The organism is Silvibacterium sp., assembly GCF_047605705.1.
Taxonomy (GTDB): domain Bacteria; phylum Acidobacteriota; class Terriglobia; order Terriglobales; family Acidobacteriaceae; genus Silvibacterium.
On the sequence record NZ_JASGFD010000038.1, the window covers coordinates 25756 to 50679 of the forward strand.

Annotated in this window: 18 protein-coding genes; 7 read left to right on the forward strand and 11 right to left on the reverse strand. The window is 60.8% G+C overall.

Annotated elements, in window-relative coordinates:
- Positions 1–16 precede the first annotated feature (16 nt).
- Complete coding sequence (locus QM649_RS14020) at positions 17–289, forward strand: hypothetical protein (protein ID WP_415199673.1); 273 nt, start codon at positions 17–19, stop codon at positions 287–289.
- Between the two features lie 148 nt (positions 290–437).
- Positions 438–2669 (forward strand): hypothetical protein, encoded by a 2232-nt coding sequence (locus QM649_RS14025; RefSeq protein ID WP_415199674.1) that lies wholly within the window; start codon positions 438–440, stop codon positions 2667–2669.
- A 240-nt stretch (positions 2670–2909) separates the two neighbouring features.
- On the opposite strand, the gene QM649_RS14030 is transcribed toward QM649_RS14025, so the two are convergent.
- Positions 2910–4796 carry an ATP-binding protein gene (locus tag QM649_RS14030; RefSeq protein ID WP_415199675.1) on the reverse strand — a complete coding sequence of 629 codons (1887 nt, stop codon included), beginning with the start codon at positions 4794–4796 and terminating at the stop codon, positions 2910–2912.
- 52 nt (positions 4797–4848) lie between these two features.
- Entirely contained in the window at positions 4849–5934 is a 1086-nt protein-coding gene (locus QM649_RS14035) for a YpdA family putative bacillithiol disulfide reductase (RefSeq protein WP_415199676.1), read from the reverse strand.
- A gap of 160 nt (positions 5935–6094) precedes the next feature.
- On the opposite strand from QM649_RS14035, the gene QM649_RS14040 reads away from it, so the two are divergent.
- Both QM649_RS14040 and QM649_RS14045 read left to right on the forward strand, forming a co-directional pair.
- On the forward strand, positions 6095–7618 hold the full coding sequence (locus QM649_RS14040; RefSeq protein ID WP_415199677.1) for a fumarate hydratase: 1524 nt from the start codon (positions 6095–6097) through the stop codon (positions 7616–7618).
- Positions 7619–7680: 62 nt separating this feature from the next.
- Positions 7681–9129, forward strand: a complete 1449-nt coding sequence (locus QM649_RS14045; protein ID WP_415199678.1) for an aspartate ammonia-lyase — start codon at positions 7681–7683, stop codon at positions 9127–9129.
- Here the strand turns inward: QM649_RS14045 and QM649_RS14050 are convergent.
- On the reverse strand, positions 9126–10148 hold the full coding sequence (locus tag QM649_RS14050; RefSeq protein WP_415199679.1) for a YncE family protein: 1023 nt from the start codon (positions 10146–10148) through the stop codon (positions 9126–9128). The two genes, QM649_RS14045 and QM649_RS14050, sit on opposite strands and share 4 nt — an antisense overlap.
- 74 nt (positions 10149–10222) lie before the next feature.
- Here QM649_RS14050 and QM649_RS14055 point away from each other — a divergent pair, with 74 nt between their 5' ends.
- Together QM649_RS14055 and QM649_RS14060 are read left to right on the forward strand one after the other, a co-directional pair.
- Entirely contained in the window at positions 10223–11005 is a 783-nt protein-coding gene (locus QM649_RS14055) for a ThuA domain-containing protein (RefSeq protein WP_415199680.1), read from the forward strand.
- On the forward strand, positions 11002–11754 hold the full coding sequence (locus QM649_RS14060; protein WP_415199681.1) for a ThuA domain-containing protein: 753 nt from the start codon (positions 11002–11004) through the stop codon (positions 11752–11754). The genes QM649_RS14055 and QM649_RS14060 overlap by 4 nt, the downstream gene beginning before the upstream one ends.
- Before the next feature lie 44 nt (positions 11755–11798).
- On the opposite strand, the gene QM649_RS14065 is transcribed toward QM649_RS14060, so the two are convergent.
- Entirely contained in the window at positions 11799–12542 is a 744-nt protein-coding gene (locus QM649_RS14065; protein ID WP_415199682.1) for an outer membrane protein, read from the reverse strand.
- Between the two features lie 189 nt (positions 12543–12731).
- Between QM649_RS14065 and QM649_RS14070 the strand changes: the two genes are divergently transcribed.
- Positions 12732–13358, forward strand: coding sequence for a c-type cytochrome (locus tag QM649_RS14070; protein ID WP_415199683.1), 627 nt, complete (start codon positions 12732–12734; stop codon positions 13356–13358).
- Between the two features lie 188 nt (positions 13359–13546).
- On the opposite strand, the gene QM649_RS14075 is transcribed toward QM649_RS14070, so the two are convergent.
- The 7 genes from QM649_RS14075 to QM649_RS14105 all read right to left on the reverse strand — a co-directional run.
- The gene (locus QM649_RS14075; protein WP_415199684.1) at positions 13547–15052 is read right to left on the reverse strand and encodes a glycoside hydrolase family 125 protein; all 1506 of its coding nucleotides are present in this window, start codon (positions 15050–15052) and stop codon (positions 13547–13549) included.
- A gap of 8 nt (positions 15053–15060) precedes the next feature.
- Positions 15061–17370 (reverse strand): GH92 family glycosyl hydrolase, encoded by a 2310-nt coding sequence (locus tag QM649_RS14080; RefSeq protein ID WP_415199685.1) that lies wholly within the window; start codon positions 17368–17370, stop codon positions 15061–15063.
- A gap of 174 nt (positions 17371–17544) precedes the next feature.
- Entirely contained in the window at positions 17545–18198 is a 654-nt protein-coding gene (locus QM649_RS14085; RefSeq protein ID WP_415199686.1) for a LutC/YkgG family protein, read from the reverse strand.
- Positions 18195–19643, reverse strand: a complete 1449-nt coding sequence (locus tag QM649_RS14090) for a LutB/LldF family L-lactate oxidation iron-sulfur protein (RefSeq protein ID WP_415199687.1) — start codon at positions 19641–19643, stop codon at positions 18195–18197. Before QM649_RS14090 ends, QM649_RS14085 begins: the two co-directional genes overlap by 4 nt.
- A complete protein-coding gene (locus tag QM649_RS14095; RefSeq protein ID WP_415199688.1) occupies positions 19640–20377 on the reverse strand; it encodes a (Fe-S)-binding protein in 738 nt (245 codons plus the stop codon). The genes QM649_RS14090 and QM649_RS14095 overlap by 4 nt, the downstream gene beginning before the upstream one ends.
- 158 nt (positions 20378–20535) lie before the next feature.
- Positions 20536–21684 (reverse strand): phosphatidylinositol-specific phospholipase C1-like protein, encoded by a 1149-nt coding sequence (locus QM649_RS14100; RefSeq protein WP_415199689.1) that lies wholly within the window; start codon positions 21682–21684, stop codon positions 20536–20538.
- An 89-nt stretch (positions 21685–21773) separates the two neighbouring features.
- The coding region (locus tag QM649_RS14105) for a TonB-dependent receptor plug domain-containing protein (RefSeq protein ID WP_415199690.1) at positions 21774–24924 on the reverse strand (3151 nt) is incomplete at its 5' end.

A 24924-nucleotide genomic window follows, 5' to 3' on the forward strand; every position in this document is an offset into this window, starting at 1 on the left:
GGGGAGGCCAATTTCCATGAATGCAATCCGCAACACCGTTAACTTCTTCAGTGCCATCGTCTTCGGCTGTGCCCATGAGCGTCTGAGCCGCCCTTTCAGCCTTGAAGACCAGTGCTATATGGTTTGCCTGAATTGCGGTATCCATGTGCCGTACTCGCCGGTGACCATGCGCCCGCTTACGGGGCGGGAAATTCGCCGGATGAAGGCGCTTAAGGCCGCTCCGGGCGTAGCGGTGCCTGCGGGGCCGGTGCTTTTGACTCGCGGCAAGAGCAATTCCACGGCAGCCTGAGAAACCCCTCTTCCCAATCTGGAGACAGCGTTCCCCAGACGCAATTTTGATGGATGATTGCGTTTCCAATTGTTACATTTCTGCTCGTAACTCCCGTCTAAAATACGGCTAGGACCAGATTTCCTCCCTCTGCCCAGCCGTACGACTCATGCCCACGCCTGCCCGCAAACGCCTCGCTTTCGCCCTGCCGCCACTTTTCATGGCCATGGCCGGTTGCGGCGTGGGACAGTTTAATGGCGCAAATGGCGGCGCTTTCAGCATTGAAGCGTCCTCGTCAGCCACCAGCACCACCGGGCAGGTGCAATTCACGGCCCTGCTGCCAAACGGGGATGCCGCGCCGGTTACCTGGTCGATAGCAGAGGGGGAAAACCCTGCATCCCTGGGCGAAGGGCGCATCGATAAAAACGGTCTTTATACTCCGCCCAGCGCCCTGGCGCACGATACCGTCGGGATACGCGTCCTGGCGACGCTCAAATCAAACCCCACCGCCCAGGCCAGCGAGCTGATTACGGTGAGTCCGGGGTTTGTGCAGTCCCTACTGCCTGAAAATGCGGCGCTAACGCCGGGCCACGATGTCGAAATCACAGCCGAGATCGCCGAAGTAAGCGACGGCTCCGTCCAGTGGTCGCTTGGCGGGGGCGCGTCGAGCGCAGACCGCGGCACCCTCTCCAGCCAGACCTGTTCGCACTCGCTCGACCAGTACACGACGTGCAAGATCACCTACACCGCGCCCGGCAGCATAGCTGCGTCCGAGACGGTGACCCTGACCGCGTCAGTGAACAATATTCGTGTAGCCACGCCGCTGCGCATCCTGGTGAACAACAATGGCTGGAACACCACGCCATCCGTAAACCAGACGGTGCAGAACGGTCCGATTTCACTTGGATCTTCCGGCGGCAACGACAACGATTACGACACCTATCAGGACAAGTCCGGCAATCCTTATATAGCGAACTGCTGCGGCGGCACCCTTGGCGCGCTGGTGCAGGACACCTCCGGCTCGCAGTACATACTGAGCAATAACCACGTGCTTGCCGAATCCGACCAGGCGCAGAATGGCGATACTATTGATGCGCCAGGACTTATCGATAACGGCTGCGTGCCGCTCGACCGCGCTTCCGGCAATATCCGCCAAGTAGGTACGCTGCGGTACTCGGTGCCCCTCTCCAGCCGCCAAAGCAATGTGGACGCGGCGTTGGCCGCGGTCACACCGGGCTCAGTCGATCCTTCCGGCAGCATTCTGCAACTCGAACCTACGGCTCCCGGCAATACCTCGGACATCGGCTCCGCACCGCCGGTTGCGGGCACGGGCGAAGCCCTCGACGCGACAAAGCTCGCGGACATCCGGCTGGTAAAGAGCGGGCGCACGACGGGCCTTACCTGTTCCACGGTGCAAGCTGTCGACCTCAGCGTGCAGATCGATTACTACAAGGACTGCGCTGAGACCCAGCCGTATACCACCAAGACATTTACCGGCCAGATCGGCATTTCCGGCGACCGCTTTTCCGATAGCGGCGACTCCGGCGCGCTGGTGGTGGATTCGGCCAATGCACAGCCTGTTGGCCTGCTCTTTTCGAGCGGCACGGACGGCTCCGGCAGTGGTCTTTCCGTGGCCAGCCCTATCGGAGAAGTCCTTTCAGAACTCGGCAGCCAGGCGGGAACCAGTTTCTCAGTGGTCGGCACCAGTACGCAGCACAGCGTCGCCTGTGTCCAGTATGAGGCTCAGCCGCCCGATCCATGGAACAGCCTTGCCGTCTCGGCGGACACACTCAGCCAGGCTAAAGCTGTCGCCGACACCTCCGGTCAGGCGCTGGTTGGCCGGGTGGCGGGCGTCATCGGCGTCGCCGCCGGCAAGAGCCTCGATAGCCCCGGAGATGCGGCGGTGGTGGTTTATACCGATGCCTCTCGTGGTCCGGTTCAAGTTCCCCAGACGGTGGGCGGCCTGCGCACCCAGCCAGTCGCAACCACGATGGCCGCGATCACCCGCGACCAGGCCCCTACCCATCCTGCGCCCGTCACTGGGCTGCACCTGACCGACGATGCCCTCAGCAATGCCGAGAGCCTGGTCACCCGCTATGCGCCGTCGCTTCTGGCCGATCCGGCCATCTTCGGCGTTGGCGTCACGCAGAGCGCCGACAATCCGACCGAGCCGGCCATCCTGATCCTGGTCGATATGAACCAGCTTCCGGCCTCGACTCCGCAGACCCTTGGCGGGCTGCGCGTGCGCTACATGCGACTCCATCCCTTCCACGTTACGCAGTCCAAGTACCAGACCGGCCATCATCCCTCGGCCTGCGCGCTGCAAGGGCTTACGCCGAGCGGCCGCGGCAGGAATATCCCGGCGATTTCAGACACGCTACCGCTGAAGCCTTTGGATTAGAGGATTGTGCCTTCCCGCCCAAGCGTAGCTTGGACGGGGCACCCTCATCTTCGCTGATTAAGAGGACTGCGGAATCCGCTGATGCGCAGCGGCGGTATTGTGGTTCCCACTCAAGCCAACTTCAGGCTTGCATGAGCCACCGTCCACATTCGCATCTTTGGGAAAAAACCGCTGGTCCCTCCATTGCGCTCCCTCTGGTCGCTGCGGCCGGAATGACAGCATCTCCCATGGGCCTCTATCTCAAACCGTCTGGGCATCCGAGAGCGCGGGCGTTTCGGCCTGCAACTGCTGCTCAAGTCCTTCGGGGAGAAATACCGTAAACACGGTGCTTCCTCCATGATCGGCATTGCGTTCGAGGCTCCTCAGCCAGAGGCGCCCATGATGCTTGGCGAGGATTTCCGCGCTGACCCACAGGCCCAGACCCGTCCCGGTGTCTTCCTTGGTGGTGAAGAAGGGCTCGAAGATGTGCCGCCGGGTCTCATCGCTCATGCCGCAGCCGGTATCGGCAAAGGTGACGCGGACGCCGGGCAGTCCGGTCTTCCAGTCACGCGGGATACGACGCACACGCAGCACCAGGCGACCTCCCCCCGGCGTCATGGCATCAATGGCGTTAGCGATGAAGTTGTTGAAGAGCTGGCGCATCTCGCCGGTAAAGCAGAACAGCGGTGCCTTGTTCTCGTAGCGGCGATCGATGTCGATCTGCAACAGAGCGGCGCGGCGCTCATGCAGCGACAGGACCGAGTCGAGCAGCGCGCAGGCCTCGGCATGCGCCGGCTTGGTCGATTGCTTGTAGAAACGCAGCATCTGCTGCGTGATCTCCGAGATGCGGGCCAGTTCGGCCTGCGCCAGCTCGGTATATCCACGCGTAGCGATGTCCTGCTGCGACTGATGAATCAGGTAGAGAAGGTTGGTGACCGCCTCGAGCGGATTGTTGATCTCGTGCGCGATGGAAGCCGCCAGGCGTCCTGCCGCCGCAAGCTTTTCAGACTTGCGCAGCGCATCGTCCGCGCGGCGCCGCTCGGTGGTTTCCGCGAGGATCATGCCGACCCAGCGGACTGTCTGCGTCTCGGTGCGCACCGGGTAGATGTTCGCGAGCCAGCTGCGCGCCTCAGCTGCGAGACGTCCCTGCACCGGGTCTTCGTTGGTGACCTCGAGATCGCGTACCGGCTCGCCGTCGGCGAAGACCTGTTCGATCGAGGCGCGCAGGGCCTGCGCGGCACCGGGCGTGAAGACTTCTTCGAGCGTCTTGCCGAGGTGCCGGCCGATCGTCAGGTTATTCATACCCGCGAGGAACTGGTTGACGCGCACCATGCGCAGACGGTGGTCGAAGAAGGCGAAGCCGATGGGCGCATTCGCGAGCATGGAATCGAGCAGGGCCAGCGTGTCATTCAACCCGGCCCGCTGCTCGTTGATCGAAGCGACCATCAGGTTGAAAGCCATGGTCAGATCGGCGGCTTCGTTCGATGCGGAGATGGGAATAGGAAAGGCTGTCGTGTCTTCGGGGTTGCGGATCAGCTTGCGCGTGGCGCGGGTGAGCACTCCGAGCGGCCGGGCGATCTGCCGGGCCATCAGGCTGGCAAAGAGTGTGCATCCGGCGATCCCGAAGAGCGCGGAAAGCAGGGTCGTCCGCAGCAGGCTGTGCAACTGCTCCTTATCCCGGCTGTCATCGGGGTAAATCCAGACCAGTGCCTGGAGCACGCCATGAACGCGCACCGGGGCTACCGCCTCGCGGTGCCCCCGGTCGCCGGTGAAGATGGCCGGCTTATCCAGATTGCGCAGGAAGCTGCGCTCGGTGGGCGTCAGCGTGGTAGCAACTTCGCTGCTGCCATCGTCGGCCAACAGCCGTCCGGTGGGATCCGTGACAACGACGGCGCTCACGCCGGGACTGCCACGCATCTGTGAGACAAACTGCTCGAGCGAGGTGAACGCCCTGCTTTCCAGCATGGTCGTGCTCTGCAACGCAATCTGCGATGCCTCGTACTCCAGGCGCTGGTCCGTGCGCGTCTGCAGCTCTTTATGCTGCTCGCTGATGACGACCAACGACAGGACGGCCAGGACCAGGATCTCGAAGATCACCAGCCCGCCGGTTAACTGGCCACGGATTGTGCGAGGCCTGAATGAAACCATCTACTGCCTTTTGCCTTTCCTGCGCCAGGCCCGGGCAGGTAAGCAACCGGCGTCAGTACGCCGGCGCCATCTCCCTGCTGCCTGACGCGAGCTTCCTCTCTAAATCGACGGCGATCTGCCGACCATGGAAGCGCCCGTTCTCGATAAATATCTCGTTGGTACGCGAACCTGCCACGACTACACCGGCCAGGTATACGCCCGCAACATTACTCTCGAGTGTCTCTTTGTCACACAAAGGCAGAAGGTCTTTGCCCTCCAGGCTCACACCCAGCTCGCGCAGAAACGCGAAGTCGGGATGGTACCCCGTAAGCGCAAACACGAAATCGTTCTCGAGCGTCACCGTACCGCGCGGCGTTTCGAGATGTATGTTGTCCGGTGTGATTTCCGTCACCCGGCTCTCAAAATAGGCTGTGATTTCACCGTTCTTGATGCGGTTTTCGATGTCCGGCAGAATCCAGTACTTCACATGCTTGTGCATGGTCGCGCCACGGTGCACCAGCGTAACCCGCGCTCCATGACGCCAGAGCTCGAGGGCTGCGATCGCGGCCGAGTTCTTCCCCCCGATGACTACTACATCCTGTCCGTAATACGGGTGAGGATCGTCGTAATAATGGAAGACCTTGCCGAGATCTTCGCCGGGAATCTTCATGTAGTTCGGCAAATCGTAATAACCCGTAGCGACGATGAGCTTCTTCGTCTCATAGACACTGTCGCGGCCGTGCTGGTCGCGCGTGGCCACACGAAACTCCCCGTCGTGCCCACTGACTCCGGTCACATGCCGGTATTGACGCACGTCGAGCTGATAATGGTCAGCGACCTTGCGGTAATACTCAAGCGCCTCATTGCGGGTGGGCTTGGCATTCACGCTCGGGAACGGGATATTGCCGATTTCGAGCAACTCCGACGTGGTGAAAAACGTCATGTGCGCCGGGTAGTGGAAGAGCGAGTTACACAGGCAGCCTTTGTCCACCAGCGCCGTGCGAAAGCCCGAACGCTGCGCTTCGATGGCGCATGCAAGGCCTGTGGGCCCGGCACCGATCACCAGCACATCGAAGGATTCGACCGGGGATGCAGTAGAACCTGCGATGGGGGACACGGATACACCCTCCGCTGCGGTAAACCCGTTCTTCTCACTCATCTGTTCATGATAAGACAGCCGCTCGCCTCTGTCGCCGCATTCCGCGACAGCTGAGGCCGATCGTCACATCTTTCATTTACCCTAAAGGGTTCGGGAAACAGCCCATATGGCTCCCAAGATCAGCCGGAGGGTTCGAACAGGTTCGGAAAGGCTCATACGCATGGCTACCATCAGGCAGGAAGATCTTATCCAGAGCGTCGCGAACGCTCTCCAGTACATCAGCTACTACCACCCGGTCGACTACATTACGAACCTGGCCAAGGCTTACGAACTCGAAGAGTCGCCGGCAGCGAAGGATGCGATCGCGCAGATTCTCATCAACTCGCGCATGTGCGCCGAAGGGCATCGCCCCATCTGCCAGGACACCGGCATCGTGACCGTGTTTCTGAAAATCGGTATGGAGGTGCGCTGGGACGCAGAGATGACCGTGGACGAGATGGTGAACGAGGGTGTGCGCCGCGCGTATCTCGACCCCGACAACAAGCTGCGCGCCTCGGTACTGGCTGACCCTGCGGGCGCGCGCCGCAATACGAAGGACAACACGCCCGCGGTCATCAACATTGAGCTGGTGCGCGGACACGACGTTGAGGTGACGGTCGCAGCCAAGGGCGGCGGCTCAGAGGCGAAGTCGAAGTTCGTCATGCTGAACCCGTCCGACTCAATTGTGGAATGGGTACTGAAGACGGTACCCACCATGGGCGCAGGCTGGTGTCCGCCGGGCATGCTCGGCATCGGCATCGGTGGCACGGCGGAGAAGGCGATGCTGCTGGCGAAGCAGTCGCTGATGGACCCGATCGACATCCAGGACGTGATCGCACGCGGCCCGCAGAACAAGATCGAAGAGCTGCGGGTGGAGCTCTACAAAAAAGTGAACGAGCTCGGCATCGGCGCGCAGGGACTCGGCGGCCTGACGACCGTGCTCGATGTGAAGATCCTCGATTACCCCACGCACGCAGCGAATCTGCCGGTGGCGATGATTCCGAATTGCGCGGCTACACGCCACGCACACTTCACGCTCGATGGCTCTGGCGCAGTTGCGCTCGATCCGCCGTCGCTCGAAGACTGGCCGACGCTGACTTATGACGTTTCGACGGCGCGGCGCGTGAATCTCGACACGGTAACTCGCGAGGAAGTGGCGAGCTGGAAGCCGGGCGAGGTGATCCTGCTGAACGGCAAGCTGCTGACCGGCCGCGACGCCGCGCACAAGCGCATGACGGACATGCTGAACCGCGGCGAGAAGCTGCCGGTGGACTTCACCAATCGCTTCATCTATCACGTTGGCCCGGTGGACCCCGTGCGTGAAGAAGTGGTTGGCCCGGCGGGGCCGACGACCGCAACACGCATGGATAAGTTCACGCGCCAGATGCTGGAGACGACCGGCCTGCTGGGCATGGTGGGTAAGGCAGAGCGTGGACCGGCGGCGATCGAGGCTATCCGCGACAACCAAGCCGTGTATCTGATGGCTGTGGGCGGCGCTGCTTATCTCGTGTCAAAGGCGATCAAGGGTTCGCGCGTGCTGGCGTTTGAAGATCTTGGCATGGAAGCGATCTACGAATTCGAGGTGCAGGATATGCCGGTGACCGTTGCCGTAGATTCCAAAGGCACCTCCGTGCATCAAACAGGACCGAAGGAGTGGCAGGCGAAGATCCAGTCGAAGCTGGCGGGGATTCCGATTCTCGCCTAAGCTTTGCACGATCCAAAACAGCGCACTCCTGCATCTGTTTCAGATGAGGAGTGCGCTTTTTTATGTCTTCATCCGTTCCGACTCAGGCTTTTCGTGAGGAAAAAGACTCTCTCGGCTCCGTGCAGGTCCCAGCCACGGCGTACTACGGCGCGCAGACCGCACGCGCGGTCGAGAACTATCCCATCTCGGGCATACACGCCCACCCGCAGCTCATTCGCGCCATTGGGATGGTGAAGCGTGCCGCGGCAGAAGCCAATCTTGAGCTTGCGCTTCTTGATGAGAGCCGCGCCCGCGCCATTATCGAGGCAGCGAACGAAGTCATCGATGGCCGCTGGAACAGCGAGTTTGTCGTCGATGTCTTCCAGGCCGGCGCCGGTGTGAGCTTCCATATGAATGCCAACGAGGTCATCGCCAATCGCGCGAATGAGATTCTTGGCGCGCCAATCGGCAGCTACAAGCATGTCCACCCTAACGACCACGTGAACTACGGCCAGTCGACGAACGATGTCTTTCCTACATCGATGCGCGTGGCCACGCTGCTGAATCTCGAGACGTTGTATCCAGTGCTCGATGCCCTGACTGCGACCTTCCAAGCGAAGGCAAACGAGTTCGACGGCGTGATGAAGTCGGGGCGCACACATATGCAGGACGCGGTGCCAATCCGCCTCGGACAGGAGTTTGCGGCCTACGGCTTGGCGATCGAACGGGCGCATGTGTCTATCGCACACGCAGCGGATTCTCTCCGCGCGCTCGGGCTGGGCGGAAGCGCGGTAGGCACGGGCATCAACACGCATCCCAACTATCGCGCCCGCGCCATCGATCACCTGAGCCGCATCGCTGACCAGCAGCTCTCTCCTGCGGACGACATGCGCTGGGCGATGCAATCGAATGCATGCATGGCCGAAGTGAGTGGATCGCTGCGTTCGTTGTCGCTCGAAGTGATTCGCATCTCGAACGACCTGCGGCTGCTTTCTTCGGGTCCGAACACGGGCTTCGCGGAGATTCATTTGCCCAGCCTGCAGCCTGGCTCGTCGATCATGCCAGGCAAGATCAATCCGGTGATCCCTGAGCTTGCGGCGATGGTCAGCTTCCAGGTGTTGGGCAATGACACGGCGGTGGCCTACGCGGTGCAGGCCGGGCAACTGGAGTTGAACGTGATGATGCCGACGATGGCGTACAACGTACTCCAGAGCATCACCGTCCTGGCGAACATGCTGCACCAGTTCGACACGCGCTGCGTTGCTGGCATCACCGCGAACGTGAACCGCTGTCAGCAGTACGCCGAGAGCACGGTTTCGCTGGCGACAGCGCTCAATCCGTATATCGGATACGCAAGGGCCGCGGAGATCGTGAAGGAGTCGGTGGCCACCGGCGAATCGATCATTGCGCTGGCGCGCAAACGGCAGCTGCTCAGCGAAGAAGAGATCGCGGAGATTCTCGATCCGAAGCGGATGACGGAGCCACAGATGCCGCTCGAGGCAGCGAAGCAGCGCGATAAGTCCGTGAGCTAGTCTACGTCCACAACCGTCGCGCCACCGCCTGCATTTGCCGCGTAAACACGGTGGCTCGACGGCTCGACAGCAAGCGCATACGGATGTTGCCCGGCGGCGAGAGTCCTCAGCACGCGACGAGAATTCGCCTCGATCACGCTTACCGTGCCATCGCCCTCGTTCGCTACGTAGACCCGATCCGCAGATTCATCCACGGCGACGGCAGCAGGTTTTGTCCCGACCCGAAGTGTCGCGATGGCGCGACCATTTCTGATTGCAGTCACCGTGCCGTCTGTGTAATTTGTAACCCACACAGCGCCATGTTTCGTGTCGGCCGCAACGGCGCACGGCCATGCACCGGTTTTCACTTCACGCACTGCCCTGGTCTTCTCATCCACGAGGCCGATACTGCCATCCTGCGGATGCGACACATAGAGTGTGTCCGCGTAAACGGCCATCCCCCACTGGTGCAGCTTCCCTGCCGAGAGTTTTGTCACCGTATTCGTTACAGTATCGAAGACTGAAAGCGAGTCGCTCTCGTAATTCAGGAGATAGACCCGATGGGAAGCGGAGTCGACCAGCATCATGTCGCAGAAGGCGGCCTTCACGTTGCGCGCGGTGTTGGTCGCGCCGTCGATCACCGTCAGCATCGGGCTGAAGGTGTTCGAAATGTAAACTTTGTTCGCCGTCTCATCGAGGCCAATGCCGTAGGGTCTGGCTGCTGTCGGCAGCTTCGTGAGCACCTTGTCCTTTTCGTCAAGAATCCACACGGCACGCGGCCCGTCACACAGGACATAGACCCGCCCGGTCGTCTCATTCACGGCAACAGCCACGGGACCGGCGCCGACGTTCACACGATGGGGCGGTCCGGAAGCAGGCATGATCTCGAGCGCATTGCGCGCAGTATCCACGGCATACACCGTGCGCGTCCGCTGATTCACTGCAATGGCCGACCGATTGAGCAACCCGACACTCGGCTCCTGCCCATAGCTCACCATTGCCCCCACTGCCGCCAGCAGGATGAGAATCCAGTTCCGCATGACATTTTCCTCGCGCACCATCCTACTCTGTAGACAAACGCTTGCCCACGGCTAGAATAGGACGACCCAAAATCATGCTGATTCTTCGATCCAGAATATTCGCTCTTGCTGCCGCATTTCTTTGTCTCCTGCCCGCTCTGCCGCTTCGTGCTCAGCAGCCGGTACCAGACTTCCGCGTTCTCGCCATCGCCGAGCATGGCGGCATTCACAAACCTTTCGTCGATGCTGCTAAGATCTGGCTCGCACAGGAGGCGCAGCGCGACCACTTCTCGATCGACTATATCGAGGATACGAAGCCGATCGACGCCGCTTATCTCGCGCATTACCGGCTATTCATCGAGTTGAATTACCCGCCGTATCACTGGACGCCGACGGCGGCCGCGGCATTTACCTCCGCTATCGAGAACGGCACGATCGGCTGGATCGGCTTTCATCATGCAGGTCTGCTCGGCGAGTTCGACGGCTTCCCAATGTGGCAGTGGTTTTCGAACTTCATGGGCGGTATCCGATGGACAAACTACATCGCGACCTTCTCCTCAGCCAATGTCCACGTCGAGGATGGGCAGCACCCTGTCATGCAGGGTGTGCCTGCTGTTTTCCCGGTGAAAGATGAGGAGTGGTACACGTGGGATAAATCCCCCCGGCCGAATGTGCATGTGATCGCCACGGTGGATGAGAGCAGCTATTCTCCCGACAGCAAGATCAAGATGGGCGGCGACCACCCTGTCGTCTGGAGCAACGAGCACGTGAAGGCGCGAAACGTGTATATCTTCATGGGGCATCATCCGGATCTCTTCGAGAACCCGGCCTTCACGACGATCTTCCATAACGCGATTCTCTGGGCATCGACCAAATGAAACGCTTCTTGCTGGCAGTTATCGCTCTCTGGGTTGCGTTGCCCGCGTGGGCTCAGCAACCCACCTTCCGCGTCCTGGCCTTCTACTCTGACACCGCGGAGCGCGACCATGTGGACTTCGCCCGCGACGCGATCCGCTTCTATAGCGATCTGGCCGAGCGCGAGCACTTCTCCTTCACGGCAACCACGCACTGGGAGGATTGCACCGCGGAGAATCTGGCTCAATATCGCGTTGTTTTGTGGCTCAACGACTTGCCCCACACGGCGGAGCAACGGACTGCCTTCGAACAATACATGGCGCATGGGGGTGGCTGGCTTGGATTCCATGCAGCCGGCTACAACGATGAGAGCACGCAATGGCCCTGGTTCGTGGATTTCCTGGGAGGCGCAGTCTTCTATGGGAACAGCTGGCCTCCTTTGCCGGCCACGCTCACCCTAGACGATCCGGCGCACCCTGGCGTCCGGGGATTGCCGGCGAGTTTCGTCTCACCGCCCAACGAGTGGTATATCTGGAAGCCTTCGCCACGACGCAACAAGAATGTGCATGTGCTGCTGACACTTTCGCCCTCGAACTATCCGCTGGGGCTGAAGGATGTGATCTACGGCGGCGACCTGCCCGTGGTCTGGACTAATACCCGCTACCGGATGATCTACATGAACATGGGCCACGGCGACCGCATCTTCACCGATCCGACGCAAAACCAGCTTTTTGCGAATTCCCTGCTCTGGCTTAGCCGCCCTAAAAAGTAAAAGCCGCGTCCGAAGAAGCGGCTTCCTCCTGATACGAAGAGCGATTACTGACGGCCGAAGCGATAAACCACGCCGGACGTGAAACCCAGGTTGTTCTGGGTGCCGCTGCCGTAGCGGGTCATCAGGTAGTTCGGCGTCAGACGGATGGCCAGGCCGGGCCCGAGGTTGTAATCCACGCTCGCGCCGACCTCCATATTGAAGGAGTTGCCGTCGGGATAGAGACCGATCAGCGTGCCGTCCAGACCGCCGGTGCCGGTGCTGAAATTGCCGTGGCCTACACCCGCAAGGACATGGCCGGTCCAACCCCAGTGCTGGCTCTCATAGAAACGCGCCGTAGGACCGGCCAGGAACGTGTACTGGCTGATGCTGGGCGAGAAGATCTGGTAGTAGTTCACGTTCGTGTAGGTGGTGCCGTAGTAACCGCGGAAATCCGCCGTGACGCCCAGCTTGCCCTTCAGGTAATCCGTTACGCCCACATTCCAGCCACCTTCATTGATGTGCTGAAGGTTCGCGCCCGGACGGAAGCGGAGATAACCACCGCCAAAGTACGTCTCGTACTTATGCGTGTAGGTGTCCTGGACAATCTGCTGGATACGCAGCTTGCGGCGAGCCTTGACGCGGGCCTGCGCCTGGCGAAGCACCTCGGCGCGCTCCTGCGTTCCCTCGGTCGCCGGAATTTCCGTGGAAGGCGCCGTCTGTGTCTGGGTCTGATCCGGCTGCTGCTGCTGTTGTCCGGTGGTAGTCTGCGCGCATACCAAAGCCGGCGCCAACCAAAGTGCCAGCGCCAAAACCTTGCGCTTTCTCAAGTGCATGAACCTGCTTGCCTCCACTGCCTGCTGACTCTGGGGGTCAAAATAACGAAATCTTTTCCCTGCTTTAGGTATTAAATCACTTGCGCGCCCTGCTTTGCTGAAGATTAGACTCTTTCCCCCGTAGAAGGTCTGGGCCGCATCGAAAGGAAACGAGGTTTCTACACGATGAAAGCATTCCTCGCCGGTCTGATTCTCGGCCTTCTGGCGCTCCCTGTCGCCGCTGCCTGCTATTTCCACCTCGGCCATCCGCCGGTCGCCGTCGCCGATCCGCCTTTTCCCTTCGAAAAGCAGATTGTCCACATGCCCCTTCACGCCCGGATTCACGCGGAGATGCCCAAATCTGCGCCGATTGAGGCCTCGGTCACCAATCTGGAGGCCGGAGCGCACATTTACCGGCAGCAGTGCGCCGCCTGCCACGGACTCTACGGCCGGCCTGCGAGCTTTGCCAAGTCCATGTACCCCCACGCGCCGCAGCTCTGGGCTCCCCATGGGGACGGAAATGTGGGCGTCAGCGACGATCCCCCAGGCGAGACCTACTGGAAGGTCGCTAACGGTATCCGCCTGACCGGGATGCCGGCCTTCGGAAAAGTTCTGAACGAGACGCAGATGTGGCAGGTTTCCCTGCTGCTGGCGAATGCGAACAACCCGCTGCCCGCCAGCGCACTCGATCTGCTGAAACAGCCGCTCGACCTGGACCCGGTGAACCTGGCGCCGCCGGCCGCAAATGCCCCTCCGCAAAAGATCACCGACCTGAGCGCCATGCCTTCGCCTCTGCCGCCTGATCAGCAATAAGGCCACCGTCGGCATTCTCGCCTGGGGAGTGAACCGCAGGTTCCTCCACTGCGCGAGCCTGAGGCTCGCTTCGGTCGGAACGACATGCATTGGTTGGCAACACCAAGGGCACCCATTAGGGATGCCCTTGGTGTTGCTGTGCGGAATGAGAGCGCAAAGGCTAGCCGTCATCGCTGCTGACTCCAGCCCTACGCGTAGGTTTCCTTTAGCAGGGCCGGGCGATGTTCCGCCAGGTGCAGGATCAGCTCACCGAAGAGACCGTTCGCCCAGGAGAACCATGGCCGGGTGTACTTGGCCGCATCGTCCTTGTTGATGGTCTCGTGGATGAAGTTGGTACCCGCGGTGGTGTTGCGGATGGTGCGCAGGCATGCCCTCTGCTCGGCCTCATCGGTTGAGGTGAGGGCGCGCATGATGACCGACATGGGCCAGATCGAGTTCAGCCCCTGGTGCGGGCCCCCGATGCCTTCCGCCGCCGTCCCCTTGAAGAAGTAGGGATTGTCTGTGCTGAGCACGAACTTCCGCGACGACTGGTAGAGCGGATCATGCACGTCCATGCAACCGAGGTAAGCGAGCGACAGGATGCCCGGAGCATTCGCGTCGTCCATCAGATTGCGGCCACCGTAGCCGTCGACCTCATAGGCCAGCATCTCCCCGTACTTCGGATGCTGCACGCGGCCATATTCCATCACCGCTGCGCGCACCTCCTTCGCCAGAGCCTGCGCTTTCTGCGCCAGCTCTGCGTCATGGTAGATGGCCGTTGCCATCTCAGCGAGCTGCTCAAGGCTGGTGATGGCGAAGAGGTTCGCGGGCACGAAGAGCGGATAGATACAGGCGTCGTCCGAGGGGCGGAACATGGAGAAGATCATGCCCACAGGGACAGCTGGATTGCCGTAGCCGTTCAGCATCAGCGTATCGGTCGGGATCGGCGACGAGCGCTGGAAGTGGTACGGTCCGGGGCCATCCTTACGCTGCTGGACGCGGAAAGTCTCGACGATGAGTTCTGCCGATTGCTTCCACTGCGCGTCGAAGGGAGCAGTGCTGCCGGTGGCCTTCCAGTAGCCGTGCGCAAGACGCAGCGTATAGCAGAGCGAGTCGATCTCCCACTTGCGCTCGCCAACGCCATGCTTCAGGTCGGTCAGGTCCTGCACGCTCCAGGAGAGCGGCTTATCATCGACCGACGGCATGAAGGCATTGGCATAGGGATCGATAAGGACACAGCGAGACTGGCGGCGGATGACACCCTCCACCATCTGCGCCAGCTTCGGGTCTTCCTTGCAGTAAGGGACGTACGGCCAGAGCTGCGCCGAGGAATCGCGCAGCCACATGGCATCGATGTCGCCGGTGATGACGAAGGTGTCCGGCTTGCCCCCGAAGGTTCCGGCATAGATGGTGGTGTCGAGCGTGTTCGGGAAGCAGTTTTCGAACATCGTCGCCAGTGTCGGATCGGCGATCTTCGCCTTTGTCTCGCGGATGACGCGCTCGATCGCGTCGCTCTGGAAGCGGCGCTTACCTGGTGCAGGACGCTCGCGGAGCTCAGGAGGGGGCGCGTCTGCCTGGGCCATGGCCATAGCCGACTGCGTGCCACCTTCCGCCACGGCGGCCCGTCCAGCGAGCCCGGCTACACCTGCGGCCAGACCGCCCCGCAGCATCGCGCGGCGGCTCATGCCAGCGTTGAAGAAATTCTCGTTGCTCATTCTCTTACTTAAACCTCCAGCGACGGCGGGGCCACGGCCTCCGACGTTCCCAGTTGCATGTTCGGTTCCGGGCTCATGCTGAAGACGATCTTCGCACCCCGGGCGATCGTCTCATGCTCGATCCACAAACGATCATGGTTCTTGCCATCCACCGTCACCGACGCGATGTACTGATCGGTGGGAGACTTGCGCTTCGTCTCGATCTCGAGCTTCTTTCCGCCAGCGAGGGTGATGGTTGCCTTATCAAAGATAGGCGAGCCGAAGACATACGTGCCGCTCGCCGGATCGACGGCGTAGAGGCCCATGGCCGACATCACATACCAGGCCGACATCTGTCCGCAGTCCTCATTGCCTGCGAGGCCGTCCGGCTTGTTGTCGTACATGGTATCGAGCAGCATGCGGATGCGCGCCTGTGTCTTGTGCGGCTGCCCCGCCCACAGATAGAGGTACGCCATGTGGTGGCAGGGCTCATTGCCGTGCGCGTACATGCCGACGAGACCGGCAATGTCCGGAGGAGCATCGGCCGGCAGCTTCGAATCCTGATTGAAGAGCTCATCGAGCTTGGCGACAAAGGCGTCGCGCCCGCCGAAGATCTCGATGTAGTGCTTCACATCGTGCTGGACGCTGAAGGTCGTCTCCCACGAGTTCGACTCGGTGTAGTCGCGCCACTTCTGCATATGACCCATTTCCTTAGGGTCATACGGAGTGGCCCACTGGCCGTCCTTGAGTTTGGCGCGGATGAACTTCGTCTTCGGGTCAAAGAGGTGCTGATAGTTACGCGAGCGCTTCTTCATCAGCTCGGCATCGCCGGTTTTGCCCAGCTTTTCCGCCACGCGCGAGCAGGCCCAGTCGCCGTAATCGTATTCGAGCGTCTTGCTCACCGACTCGCCTTCGAGATCGGCCGGGATGTAGCCCATCTGGCGGTAGTAGCCCAGGCCCTGATAATCGTCGTCCATGTTGCGCTTGCGCATGACCTTGTAGGCGCGCTCCCAGTCGATGCCGGGGAAGTTCTTTACGCAGGCCTCGGCCATTACGGATGCGGAGTGGTAGCCGGTCATGCAGGCGGTCTCTTCCCCCTGCAGCGGCCATACGGGAATACCTGCTGGGCTCTGCTCTGCCATGGTGATGAGGCTGTTCACCATCAGCGGCACGCGCTCCGGCTGGAAAAGCGTGAAGCTCGGATGCAGGGCGCGGTAGGTGTCCCACAGCGAGTAGGTGCTGAAATTGTGCTGGCCAGGATCGAGCTGGTGAATCTGACCGTCCATGCCGCGATAGCGTCCGTCCACGTCGTCCATCAGCGTAGGCGCAACCATCATGTGGTAGAGCGAGGTGTAGAAGATCTGCTTCTGCTTGTCCGTTCCGCCGTCGATGCGGATGCGGCCCAGCTCCTTCTCCCACGTCTCGTGCGCGGCCTTGCGTACGCTGTCGAAGTCCCAGCCCGGCTGCTCTTTTTCGATATTCTTGAGCGCGTTCTCGGCGCTCACCGCGGAGATGCCGGTCTTCACGTAAACAGCTTCATTGGCGGCGGTCGCGTGATGCAGGACGGCCTTGAGCGCCGTGCCCTTCGCCTCGGTCGTACCCGCAGGCAACGTGGTCCCTTCGGCGACAATGTCGATCTTCGAAGGCGCCTTCGAGAACTGCATTGCAAAATAGATCTTACGGCCGTTCCCCCAGGAGTGGACGGTGCGTCCGCCGACGATCGTGTCACTGCCATGCACGGTAAGGAAGGCATCCGAAATCGGGTTCTTCGGGTCCTCGTAGGCATGGCTCCAGTCGAGGATGAAGTGGCTCTTTTCGCTCGCCGGGAAGGTGTACTTGTGTGCGCCTGTGCGCTCGGTCGCGGTCAGTTCGGCGAGGACACCGTAGTCCTTGAGCTTCACCGAATAGTAGCCCGGCTTCATCACTTCGTCATCGTGCGAGAAGCGCGAGCGATAGCCGCTTTCCGGGTTTTCACGCGAGCCGGCCTCCAGCTTGACGTCACCCACGCACGGCATCAGCAGCACGTCGAGCAAGTCGCCACATCCGGTGCCGCTCAGGTGCGTGTGGCTGAAGCCCATGATCGAACTGTCCGAGATGTGGTACCCCGAGCACCAGTCCCAACCCGCATTGAAGGTGTCCGGGCTCAGCTGCACCGCGCCAAAGGGCACGGTTGCGCCGGGATAGGTGTGGCCATGGCCGCCGGTGCCGATGGCGATGTTCACATACTGCGTAAGGCCGTCGTGCGCGCCACCCAATCCAACCTTGAACGATGGCTTGGCGACGAGGTTGGAACAGGCAGTGAGGGACGCCAGTTCAAGAAAAGTGCGCCTGGAGAGCATGCTGCGGGAAACCTTTCTATGAAGAGTGAGGCCGGCGAGCAATGGTGGATCCGGCCTATGTCAAATTTGTAACGGAAAGAGTGACGAATCCAGCGTTTTCCCGAAATTTGCAGGATGGAATCGTTACCGCGAGAGCACCAAGGATTACTCCTCGCCAATCTATCATCTTGCGAATTAGCGGACCAGCACTACGTCGAGAAAGCGCGGCCCATGCACGCCCTTGATGCGCGTCATCTCGATATCCGCCGTGGCTGAAGGGCCGGAAATGAATGTCGTCGGCAAGGTCGAAGTTGCATCCAGCCGCGCGAAGGCCTCCGGAACCGTCGTCACCACCTGACGGGCAAAGACGACGCACAGGTGGTAATCCGGCACCAGCGAAAGCGCCCGCTTCCCCTGCGCCGCGGTGTTCTGTAGCACCAGGCTGCCGGTGAGGGCGATCGCCACAGAGCAGCCGCTCAGCAGTCCATCGACTTTGTCGAGCTCGAGCGCAGTCATTTTCTCGCCGGGAACGAAATCGAAACCCTGCGGCAGCCAGTTCTCCGGAATGGCCTGCGGAAGCACAAGCCGATGTTTGCCGCGCCCACGCAGAATTTCCTCGATCTTTGCGCTCAGCCCTTCGCGCGTGGCTTCGTAGACTCCGGCGTCGTATTCGTGAAGGCGCTCCGCCAGCAGAGCCAGGCGGCTCTCTTCATCGAGAGCCGATTTCCGTGCATAGCTGCGAGGCAGCTCCGCGTACTCCTGCTCGCGTTGATTGTCATTGCTGGCACCGGTCGAAGCAGCAATCGCCGAGCGCACCTTTCCAAGAATCGCCGCGCGCGCCGTGCTCATGCCTTCGCTTCCTTTCCACGCTTCTCCCACCACTGGCGGAAGCTTTCCTTCGGCATCGCCGCCATATCGCGCGACTTCGTCCAGCCGCTCATCATCATGGGCAGGTGATGGATGAAACCATCGCTACCGACGAAGGGCTTCTGTCCCATTTTTCCAAGGTGCTGTGCAAGCTCGAGACGGTCGCCGCTGAGGAAGATCTTCGCAGCGGCCTGCATGCCGAGATTCCACGGCCCGAGTCTGCCTTTGAGTGTCTTCTGCTCTTCGCGCACCACTTCGCCACGCAGGTGAATGAGCACCTCGGGGATGTTGATCTTGACTGGGCAGACCTCGTAGCACGCTCCGCACAGGGATGAGGCATAGGGCAGCGTTGATCCTCGCTCCAGCTGATAGAGCTGCGGCGTGAGAATCGCACCAATCGGTCCGGCGTAGACCGAGCTGTAAGCGTGTCCCCCCGTCTGCCGGTAGACAGGGCAGGCGTTCTGGCAGGCAGCACAACGGATGCACTTGAGCGTCTGCTGCGCCTCGGCATCTCTGAGGATTTCAGAGCGGCCGTTATCGAGCAGGATCACATGAAACTCGCTCGGGCCATCGCCCGGACGCACGCCTGTCCAGACCGAGTTGTATGGATTCATCCGTTCGCCGGTGGCTGAACGCGGCAGCGTCTGCAGGAAGACTTCCATGTCCGCGAAACGCGGCAGCACTTTCTCGATGCCCGCGATAGTGATAAGCATGTCCGGCAGCGTGAGGCACATGCGGCCGTTGCCTTCGGACTCGACGATACAGACTCCACCCGTCTCGGCGATGAGGAAGTTCGCGCCGCTGATGGCTACCGGCACGCGCAGAAAACGCTCACGCAGATGCTGGCGCGCTGCTTCGGTGAGATCTTCAGGCCGGTCGCCGAGTTCCTTGAGCCCCATCTCGCGCGAGAAGATCTCGCGAACCTGATGGCGGTTTTTGTGCAGGGCGGGAACCACGATGTGCGAGGGCTTGTCCTTGCCCAGCTGGATGATCAGCTCGGCAAGATCGGTCTCCTTCGCCTCGATGCCGTGTGAGGCGAGCGTGCGATTGAGCCCGATCTCCTCGGTTGTCATCGACTTGATTTTGAGGACTTCCTTCGCGTTCTTCGCGGCGAGCAATTCGAGCACGATGGCATTGGCTTCCGCCGCATCGCGTGCCCAGTGAACCTGCCCTCCTGCTGCCGTGCAAGCCTGCTCAAACTGCACAAGATACGCATCAAGGTTGCGCAGTACGTGCGCGCGGATGGCGCTGCCGGCTTCGCGCAGCTCCTGCCAGTCTTCGAGCTCTCCGGTTACGCGCCCACGCTTGGTGGTGATGATGTCGGTCGCGTTGCGCACATTGCGGCGCAGCTGCGTGTCCTTGAGAGACTCTTTCGCCGCCTCCGGGAAGGCGACATCGGGCCACGCATGGCCGACGTCCGCGCTCACTGCACACCTCCGGTAGAGGCCAGAATCTCCGCAATGTGCATCGCCTTCACACCTGCGCCCTGCCGGTGCAGGCCACCGTAGATGTGCATCAGGCAGGAGTTATCGACAGCCGTACAAATCTCTGCCTGCGTCTCCTGGATGGAGACCAGCTTCTCACCGAGCATTTCGGTCGAGACATCGGCGTTCTTGATGGCGAAGGTACCGCCGAAGCCGCAGCAGCGATCCACATTCTTGAGCTCAACCAGATCGAGCCCCTTTACATTCCGCAACAACCGCAGGGGGGTGTCACCCAGCTCGAGTCCCCGCAGGGAATGGCAGCTTGCATGATAGGTCACGCGATGCGGAAACTCCGCTCCTACGTCCTCGATGCCGAGTTTCTTTACCAGAAACTCTGAGAACTCCCAGACTCGAGGCAACAGCGCATTCACATCGGCAATAAAACTCGGATCGCCACTCGCCTCGGCTGCCTTCGGATAGTGGTCGCGGATCATGGCCACGCAAGAAGAGGACGGAATCACCACGGCCTCGGCACCGCGAAAGACATCAACGAAATGCCGAATGATCGGCACGGCTTCCTTCAGGTAGCCGGTGTTCCAGTGCATCTGCCCGCAGCAGGTCTGCTCATATGGGAAGGAGATTTCGTGTCCCAGCCGCTCCAGTACGCGGACGACGGCCTTGCCCGTCTCCGGAAACAGTGTGTCGTTATAACAGGTGATAAAGAGCGACAGACGCACGCTTGAGAAACCCTCTCCGGCCGCGGTGGTGCGGCAATCAGAACCTTTTGCTCAAGCATAGAGCAAAGGCGAGGGCGAGGGAACGTCTCCCAATGGAACTCGTTTCAATAGGAAAGCGCGCCGCGGATTGACGGCGCGCTTTTTCTCTTCTACTCCGTTTACTTCTTCGCTGCCAGTCCGTTGTCAGTGCAGTCTGCGGGCTTCAGCACCGGGTTGCAACGCGCCACGGCGTTGCCGGGCAGCTCGACATCGTAGCCCGAAGCATGCTTTTCCGCCGCCGGGTAATCGGTGCTGATGATCTGCGCGCCCGTCTGAAGCACCACGTCGCGACGTGTAGTGTCGTTCTTCGGAGCCTCGCGGCCGGGCTCATCCGAACGCGTGCGAACCAGGTAGCCCTGCTTCACCAGCGCGTCGATTTCCTCCGGCGTGCCGTCGTTTTCCTCGGTAAACGCAGCGTCGGGCTGGCCCGGCACTGCGTTGGTGAAGAGGACTCGTCCCTGGAGCGACGCATGCCCCTCGGTGTACATATCCTCAAACCTGCGCTGGTCCATCAGGAAGATGACCTTGCCGCGTGCCTGCTTCAAAGTTGGCCAGTTGCCGGCACGGATCGCCTCGTTCAGCGTGGCGTACTTGCCGCGCACGTCGTCCGGCGTGACGATTTCGCTCTCTGGGAAGACCGACCGGATCTCTCTATCGAGATCGTCGAAGATCGCGGGCGTCCAGTCTTCCGGGGTCACCGTATCAAAGGGCACATTCTTCAGCTTGCCGTACTTGTTCTCGATGAGGAGGAAGACGGGCAGGTGGTGCGGATGCGCCTTCGACCACTTACGCACCTCTGCCAGGCAGGCGGTGAAGGGCTCGCAGCGGCTGCGGTAGTCCACGTCCTGCACGTGCAGGACTTTGAAGCCGGGCTTGTCCATGACGTGATCGGCGTTATACGGCGGATCGGCTGGGAGGCCAGCCTCGGCGATCGCCTTTTCACCGTAGGGATGCGCAAAGAGTCCCCCTTTGGTGTCAGCGAAGATATCGATCTCGAGCTGGCGCACGCCGCCGTCGAGCTGAGCCGTCAGCGTGGGATGGCTGTAGTTCAGCCCCTCGTACATCTTCGGGCTCTTCTGCTGCCAGAGCTTCGCAGCGCTGGGCGCAAAGCCGGCGTGATAGCTGTTGTGCGTCCCGATGACCTGGATCTGGTTGATGCGCACGTTGTCGTCGTTCTGCGCAGCAGCAACGCCTGCACTGCACAGGATCGCCGCCATGACCGGCAGCGACAGAGAGGCGAATACGCGGGAGGCACGAAGGTCAGCCACAAAAATCCTTTCGTTTGAGCACAAAATCGGAGCAAAAAATCTGGCTCCGCACAAGAAATCTTATGCGGAGCCGAAGGGAGGTGTGTGAATTAGAAGGTGATCTTACCCGCCACCTGCAACTGACGAGCCGGGAAGGCCGAGGAGATTTCACCGAAGGTGGAATCGCTACGGTTGTAGTCCGGATTCTGGTAGTTGACGTGGTTCAGCGCGTTGAACGCCTCTCCGCGGAGCTCGAACTTCGAGGTGTCGTTCCACAGACGGAAACTCTTGTGGAGACCGAGGTTGAGCTGGTTGAACTCCTGATCGCGGATCGAGTTACGACCCGAGTTGCCCAATGGCGCGTTCACAGGCATCTGGGCTGCGGTGGCAACCTTGGTCGAATCCAGGTAGCCGTTCAGAGAGGTGGTGGTCTTCACCCATGCGCTCTTCTTGGCCTTGGGATTGCCAGTGATGTTGGGATGGTAGACGAGCAGATCACTGATGTCCTGGGTTCCGCTCTCCGAGTAGGTGAGATTGACCGGCGCGCCGCTGGTGGCCATATTGGTGGCTGTCAGCTGCCAGTCTCCCAGCGCCATCTGTACCCAGCGGTTCGCACCGCCGCCCCACTCGCGATCCTTACCATAGGGCAGGTCATAGACCACGGTCAGGGTGTCGTTGATGGGCTGGTTGTAGGCCGACTGACCCACGTTGTACTTGGGATTCCCGAGGACGATACGCGAATTGTCGCCGTTCGGCGTGTCTAGGTGACCAGCCGCATTGTCGATGGCATGCGACCATGTAAAGGCGTTCAGCAAGTAGAGACCATATGAGGTGCGATGCTCAAGCTTGGCCTGCATCGAGTTGTAACGCAGGAAGCCATCGGGCAGCGAGACCTCGATGCCGGTGAAGCCGGTAATCGGACGACGCGCTAGCAGGGTAGCCGTACCTCCGAGAGCGTTCGGGGGTGCCTGGTTCTGGTCAGCCAGTACCCAGAGGTGAACGCCATGTGAACCGACATAGCTCAGGGTGAAGGTCGTGCTCTTGCCAAGCTGCTGCTGCACGTCGGCATGGTAGCTCTGCACGTAACCGGTGGAGATGTCCTTAGGGATGTAGCGCGTCTCTGCCAGCAGAGTGCTGAAGTTCGACGAGCTCACGAAGTTGGTCGGGTAGCCCTGGGCTACATCGCGGAAGCAGCCGTTGTAGTTCTGGCCGGTGCAAAGTGTCTGACCGGTACCAGTGGTGGAATATGCATACGGAGCAACCTGCGTGATCGACGAATTAACGATGTACGGACCATTGTAGGCGAGGAGGTTTTCGCCACCTTCACGGTTGAACTGATCGAAGCTCAGACCGTAGGCCGCACGAATGACCGTCGTCGGAGCCACCTGGTAGGCGAAACCGAAGTTCGGGGCAAAGTCTAGCTTGGGCATGTTGACCAGAGCGCGGTCATAGAGCGAACCGCTCTTGGCCTGGATCAGGGTATCGTTCGTGGGGTCGAAGTTTGCCAGGTGGTTGCCGCTGACGTAAGGCGGAGTAGCCAGTTCGTAACGGAGACCCGCGTTGATGGTGACCTTCGGCGAGAGCTTGAAGTCATCCTGCGCATAGAAGAAGTGCATGCGCTGGTGCTGGTTGATGACGACGAAGTTGTTGAGCTGGTACGTCGCACGGGCACCGGTCAGGAAGTCCGTGAGGTATGCAGCCTGCGCGTCCGCAGAGGCGCTGGTTCCGCCACCATACTGCGAGAAGCCACCGTTGAAGTCTTCATAACCATAGACTGGGTTGAAGTCGTCGATCTCGGTGTTCAGCGAGAGGAACTCCCAGCCGAACTTCAGCGAGTGACGGCCCTTGAGCCAGGTGTAGTTGATCTTCGGATCGATAACGAAGGGGTTCTGGAACTGCGGGTTCGAGGTCTGCGCGCCCCAGGCGGTGAAGCCCTGTACCGCTTCCGAGCTCAGTGCACGGATGACCGTAGAATCGGTGGGCAGACCGGGAATGCCAGCCTCGGTATTCAGGCTCGTCTGGCCGGCGAGGTAAGGAGTCTTACCACCCTGGGTCCAGGTAAAGCCGATACGGGCATCGACAATCTGGTTCTGCGTAAACGAGTGCGTGACGCCGGCAGCGATCTGCTGGTTATACGCGTGGATCGTGCCGTTGCCACCGCCGCCGTCATCACCCGGAACCGGGGAGGCGTCGACGATGTCGCCCTTGTGCTTCGAGTAGCGACCGAAGATGGTGGTCTTCGGGCTCATGAAGTAGTCGAGACGGCCGTCGCCCTTGTTATCCACGAGGGTAGCAATCGGGGTTCCGACATAGTTGGTGGTTGCGTAGTTCAGCGTGGTGTTGGCATTGGGCTGGGGCAGTGCTGCAAAGACCAGCTTAGCGAGCGGCGTCCAGTCCGACTGCGGTACCACACCATCGGAGTAGACTGTGCCCGTAATGGGGTTGCGAAGCGGGATGCCAACGCCGTTCGCATCTTTGAAGATGCCCTGCTGCTGTTCCGTGGTCGGAATGGTCGCCGTCGCGTAGGAGCCCTGGTTCTGACGGTTGCCTTCGTAGTCGGCGAAGAAGAAGAGCTTGTCCTTGATGATGGGACCGCCCACTGCGCCACCGAACTGGTTGCGGACCAGCGTCGGCTTCGACTTGGCCACGAAAGGACCTTCGGCGTTCATGTCGGTGTTACGGTTGTATTCCCACACGCTGCCGTGCAGCTTGTTGGTACCGCTCTTGATCGACACGTTGATGACGGCGCCCGACGCACGGCCGAACTCGGCCGAGTAGTTATTCGTCTGCACCTGGAACTGATCGATAGCGTCCGGCGAGGGCGGGATGGCCTGGTTCGAGAAGCCCTGGTTCGAAGTACCGTAGGCGTTGTTGTCAAGACCATCGAGCAGGAAGTTATTGAACTCCGAACGCTGACCGTTCACGTTGAACGAGGCGTCACGGCTGGTGACCGTCTGGTTTTCCAGAATGTTCGTATGAACGCCCGGAACCAGCGTGGCCAGATCGCCATAAGCGCGGCCATTCAGCGGCAGGTTTACGACTTCCGAATGATTGATGATCGTCGACGAATCGCTGGTTTCCGTCTGCAGCTGCGAGGCCGCGCCGGTTACCGTGACGGTCTGCGAAACGCTGCCCGGCTGCAGGCTGACGTCGACACGCTGACGGCTGTTGACGGCAACCGAGAAGGGCGAGGTGAGTGACTCGGCAAAGCCCTGCCCCAGCCCAATGCCAACACCACGCTGAACTACGCAACCACCAACT